This window comes from uncultured Campylobacter sp. (genome assembly GCF_938045405.1).
GTDB lineage: Bacteria > Campylobacterota > Campylobacteria > Campylobacterales > Campylobacteraceae > Campylobacter_B.
This window is the reverse complement of sequence record NZ_CALIMW010000165.1, coordinates 1-5,088: the sequence shown is the minus strand read 5'-3', so window position 1 is coordinate 5,088 and position 5,088 is coordinate 1. Positions and strand designations below refer to the sequence as shown.

Sequence of the window (5,088 nt, the reverse complement as noted above, 5' to 3'; positions counted from 1 at the left end):
GGAGGGGCTAAACGGCTTTTTTGCCGAGGTGCTGGAGCCGATCTTTAGGTGTGCGGCAAGGAGCGAAGATGCCGCTGCGAGCCTTGGTGAGCGTATCGCTGAAGCCAAGAGCGTGTTTAAATTTTAATATTTTCGTTTGAGTAGATTTTTAAGTAAATTTTGCAATAACGGAATTTTATATGGAGTAAAAACAACGGCTGATAATATTGTAAATAATCATAAATATGATGCAGAATATATTAGCTATATTAGAAATGGTAATTCCGCCGCAGTTCTTATTACTAGAGATTTGGTGAAAAGCGTAAACACAATTGGTAAGTGGATTGATATCATTGAGAGCAATATTCGCGGCAGAATCGACGGAAGAATCAATTTTAACTATTTCATTGTTGAAATTTTTCCTAGAAAAACTAAGCCGGATTATTCCAAGGCAGCGTCAGAGTATGATAAAAAATATATTACCTGGCAAACGGCTTGCAAAGATATAAAGAATGCAAGGAGTGTTGGTTATAAAGGCATCCGATATAAGATATGGTGTAGCTTGTATAATGATAGGAAGAAAAAAATAGTACAGAGGTATTATAATAAAAAGTTTGGTAAGTGGATGCCTGATGGATGGCTACCTACGGATTCATGTATTTTAAAAGATAAAATAGAATTTATCGATAACTGGAAATATAGGATAAAGTCCATAAAAAAATTATAAAATAACTTAAACTAGACTTCGCTAGTTTTGAATTAAGAATCAAATAGTAAATTTAGCCCAAAAGTCCTGCGCCTTTTACCCTCTGCGAGCGATCCGCTGCATAGATCCTCTTCCCGCCTACTACTTTGCCGCCCTCGATTTTACCGCCCTTTACGTCGTATTTCCAGATCGGCGCGGCCGCTTTGAAATCCTCCACAAACTCGTTTATGAGCGCCAGAGCGACCTTGCGCTGCGGGCTTACGACACCTGCTACGTAGGAGCTTTCGTGGATCGGCACGTCGCCTTTTGAATGCGCAAAAAGCACGAATGCACCCTGTGCCGCGGCCTTTTGCTGCCACGCTTCGAACCAAGTTCGCAAAATCGGCTCGTAGATATCGAAGCTCAGCGCACAGATACCGCCCTCTTCGCGCACGATGCCTACGAAGGTGATGAACGCGCCGCGATTTGCGTCTTTAAATTTAGCGTACCAGCGCGATAAAATCGCATCTACGTCCAAGCTACCCTCATAAATTTCAGGCTCGATCCCGTTTAAAAGTTCTGGATTAAATTTAGCCTCGCCCATCGCCGCCTCCTAAGCTTAGCCGCCGCAAACGGGAGGCAGAAGGCTCACGCGATCGCCGGATTTAAGCGCGAAATTCGCATCATAAACCATCTTATCGTTTACCGCTACGGCGCAGTTTGCAAGCCACTCGTGCAAGCCTTCGTCCTTTTGCAGCTCCGCTTTTACCTCTTGCAGGGAGTTTGCGTTTAGGCGCAGGGGCTCGCGCCCGATCGGCCCTAGAAATTCTACCTCTACCATTTTTATCCTTTTTTAAAGATTGGGCGATTTTAACCAAAAATTTATAAAATTTTATATAATTGCGAAAAAATTTAATGAGGAAAAACGATGAAAATCGATGAAATTTCGACCCCCGCTTACGTGTGCGAGGAGCAAAAACTGGTAAAAAATTTAGAAATTTTACGCGGCGTAGGTGAGCGAAGCGGCGCAAAAATTCTATGCGCGCTAAAAGGCTTTGCGTTTAGCTTCGCGATGCCTTACGTTGACAGATACCTCTGGGGTGCGACTTGCAGCGGCCTACACGAGGCAAAATTTGCCGCGGAATTTATCAAAAACGGCGAAATCCACACATACTCGTCAGCGTTTAAAGAGGATGATTTGGATGAAATTTTAAAAATTTCAAACCACGTCGTGTTCAATAGCGCCGCGCAGTGGCAAAAATACCGCGCAAAGGCGCTCGCTGCGGGTGCGTCGTGTGGACTACGGCTAAATCCGCAGACCTCCTTCGCGCCCAAAGACGCTTACAATCCGTGCGGCAGCTTTAGCAGGCTCGGGATGAGCCTTGAAGCGCTGCAGCGGGCGATCTTGCAAGACGGCGAGTTTCTGCGCGGCATCTCGGGGCTACATTTTCACGCGCTGTGCGAAGAGAGCGCTCAGAGCCTAGAGCGGGTACTTGAGGTTTTCGAGGCAAAATTTAGCAATTATTTCGGAGGCCTAAAGTGGCTAAATTTCGGCGGCGGGCATCATATCACGCGCGCAGGCTACGACGTGGAGTTGCTGATAAATTTGATCAAAAAATTTCGCGAAAAATACGAAGTCGAAATTTATCTCGAGCCCGGCGAGGCGGTCGGCTGGGAGTGCGGGTATTTGGTCGCTAGCGTGCTTGATATAGTAGAAAATGGCGCTAAAATCGCTATTTTAGACGCTTCCGCTGAAGCTCATATGCCCGATACCGTGCTGATGCCGTATCGTCCTGCGGTGCGCGGCGAGAGTAAGAGCGGTAAATTTAGCTACCGCTTCGGCGGAAATACCTGCCTCGCAGGCGACATCGTGGGGCTTGAGAGCGGGCAGCCCGAGTATAAATTTGACGCGCCGCTAAACATCGGCGATCGGGTGATTTTCGAGGATCAGATCCACTACACGATCGTGAAAAACACGACCTTTAACGGCATCAAACTGCCCGATCTTGTTCTGGTAGACGAGCGCGGAGAGGTTTTAATGATCAAAAAATTCGGCTACGACGAGTATGCGCGGCGAAACTAGCGCCGCACTTAATGCAAAAATGTAATTTTGCTTTGTAAGAAAATTTTTTGCAAAAAATGATATAATCGGCTCGAATTTTATATCTAAGGAAATCCATGAAAAGATTGTTTCTCGCGCTTTTTGCCTGTATTTATGCGCAGGCCGAAGAGAAAAAATATGCCGATATCGTGCAGGGAAATAGTGATGTTTGGGGCAATGCAAGGCTTGAAAACATCGATAGCTACGGCAACGGCTTCGGCCCGATTTTTCTGCAATTTCAAGGACATCTGCAAAGCTCGGGCTTTTTTGCGTGGCTGGCGCTGGGTGCGGTTTTGGGCGTAATCATAGCTTTTATTGGGCACTACGCGATCATAGGGCCGAAGCACTTCGATCATCACGCGGGCAAGCCGATCTATGCATTTAATAAATTTGAGCGACTATACCATCTTGTAGCGGCCGTAGCATGGGCGATCTTGGTTCCGACAGGCTTGATTATGATGTTTGGCGAAGAATTCGGTGGCGGCGCTTTCGTGAGATTTTGTAAAAACGCTCACGGACTGGCTACGATAGCGTTTGCGATTGCCGTTGTGCCTATGCTAGTGACATGGTTTTGGCGTATGCTACCGCGAGCTTACGATATCAAATGGATGATGATCGTGGGTGGCTATTTAAGCAAAAAGAAGCGCGCGATTCCTGCGGGTAAATTTAACGCAGGCCAAAAGGCGTGGTTTTGGGTCGCGACTTTAGGCGGTATAGTGATGATAGCGACGGGTGCGTCAATGTTTTTCCTAGACTACGATATCCCTGCGATGAGAAGTGCGCTAGGTATGAGTCAGATCGAAATTTTAAGAGCAAGCGCGATTATTCATAATTTTTTGGGTGCGGTCTGCGCGGTATTTTTGCTTGTGCATATCTATATGGCGGTCTTTGCGATCAGCGGTGCCATCCACTCGATGATCGACGGATACAAGCCGGAGGAGGAAGTTTATGTACTTCACCACTACTGGTATCGCGAGCTGCTCGATAAAGGGCAGATCGCTAAATCGCAATTTGAAGCGAAGTACCCGCGCTTATAACTTGGGTAAATTTTATGCGGGCCTGCTTGCGTGCGGCTCGCATTAGCTTTGAGGTTCAAAGAATTTTATTTTTAAGGATTACATATGCAACTAGATTGTCGCAATTTAAATTGCCCGGAACCGCTTTTACGCGCTAAAAAAGCTCTCGGCGAGCTAAAAATCGGAGAGAATTTAGAAATTTTAGTAAACGACGTAGCGCCGCGCGAAAACATAAAACGCTTTTTGGCTAAAAACGGCTTTGAGGCGCAAATTTCACAAGCGGGCGCCGACACGCTTATAAAAACCGTAAAAACGGACGAGCTGAAAGATGAAAGTATCGACGATATTTATTGTGATGTCGCGGCGTCAAAGAGAGGCAAGGTGATATTCCTAAACGAGGAGCAGTGCGGAAGCGGCCCGATCGGAAAGAGTTTGCTTGCTAAATTTTTAGGCGCGGCGCTAAATTTGGACGAAAAGCCAGTGAAGGTCATCTGTGTAAACAACGCCGTGCACATAACCACCAACCGCGGCCACGAATGCTTTGAGGCGATCAAAAAGCTAAACGAAGCGGGAGCTGAAATTTTAAGCTGCGGAAGCTGTCTGGAGGGCTATAAACTGGTCGATAAGCTCGCGATCGGCGAGATTTCAAACGCATACGAAATCATGGACGTCCTATCGAAATACGAAGTAATCAAACTATGATCTACAGAGATTTTAACCTCACGAAATTTATTGCAGCCGCCGGTTGAGCCGCCAAGCTTGACCCGGCGGGTCTAACCGAAAATCTTGGAAATTTAATCGAGCCTAATGCAAACTTGCTTTCGTCCACCTGCAGCAACGAAGATGCGAGCGTATTTCGCATAAATGACGATCTTGCACTAGTGCAGACGCTCGATTTTATCACCCCTTTGGTGGACGATCCGTTTATTTTCGGACAGATCGCGGCGGCAAACTCCCTAAGCGACGTATTTGCAATGGGTGGCGAGGTGATAAATGCCCTAAACATCGTGGGTTTTGACGATTGTCATTTCTCAAACGAAATTCTGCGCGAAATTCTGCGCGGCGGCAAAGACAAGATCAAAGAGTGCGGAGGGGTTCTGGTGGGCGGTCACACCATCTCTACCCCTGAAATTTATTACGGGCTTAGCGTCACGGGGCGCGTAAATCCGCGTAAATTTTGGAGTAATAATACAGCGCGCGAAGGCGACCTGCTGATCCTAACAAAACCTCTCGGTACGGGCATCATCGCTACGGCTATTAAGGCGAAATTTCTTAAATTTGAAGAATTTCGTGACGCGATAGATAGC

At 46.7% G+C, this 5,088-nt stretch carries 7 protein-coding genes; 5 read left to right on the top strand and 2 right to left on the bottom strand.

The features are described from left to right. Positions 1–136: 136 nt before the first annotated feature. The gene (locus Q0140_RS06455) at positions 137–706 is read left to right on the top strand and encodes a hypothetical protein (protein WP_297962937.1); all 570 of its coding nucleotides are present in this window, start codon (positions 137–139) and stop codon (positions 704–706) included. 52 nt (positions 707–758) lie between these two features. Here the strand turns inward: Q0140_RS06455 and Q0140_RS06450 are convergent, their stop codons facing one another. Together Q0140_RS06450 and Q0140_RS06445 are read right to left on the bottom strand one after the other, a co-directional pair. Beyond that, entirely contained in the window at positions 759–1,268 is a 510-nt protein-coding gene (locus Q0140_RS06450) for a molybdenum cofactor biosynthesis protein MoaE (RefSeq protein ID WP_297962935.1), read from the bottom strand. 15 nt (positions 1,269–1,283) lie between these two features. Further along, on the bottom strand, positions 1,284–1,505 hold the full coding sequence (locus Q0140_RS06445) for a MoaD/ThiS family protein (protein WP_297962933.1): 222 nt from the start codon (positions 1,503–1,505) through the stop codon (positions 1,284–1,286). A gap of 87 nt (positions 1,506–1,592) precedes the next feature. Between Q0140_RS06445 and nspC the strand changes: the two genes are divergently transcribed. From nspC to selD, 4 genes are all read left to right on the top strand, one after another. After that, positions 1,593–2,747 (top strand): carboxynorspermidine decarboxylase, encoded by a 1,155-nt coding sequence (gene nspC, locus Q0140_RS06440; RefSeq protein WP_297962931.1) that lies wholly within the window; start codon positions 1,593–1,595, stop codon positions 2,745–2,747. 95 nt (positions 2,748–2,842) lie between these two features. Continuing rightward, the gene (locus tag Q0140_RS06435) at positions 2,843–3,802 is read left to right on the top strand and encodes a formate dehydrogenase subunit gamma (RefSeq protein WP_297962929.1); all 960 of its coding nucleotides are present in this window, start codon (positions 2,843–2,845) and stop codon (positions 3,800–3,802) included. 84 nt (positions 3,803–3,886) lie between these two features. Continuing rightward, on the top strand, positions 3,887–4,483 hold the full coding sequence (gene yedF, locus Q0140_RS06430) for a sulfurtransferase-like selenium metabolism protein YedF (RefSeq protein ID WP_297962926.1): 597 nt from the start codon (positions 3,887–3,889) through the stop codon (positions 4,481–4,483). Further along, positions 4,480–5,088: selenide, water dikinase SelD (gene selD, locus Q0140_RS06425; RefSeq protein WP_297962923.1), on the top strand; the 609-nt coding region annotated here is incomplete at its 3' end. The genes yedF and selD, both read left to right, overlap by 4 nt.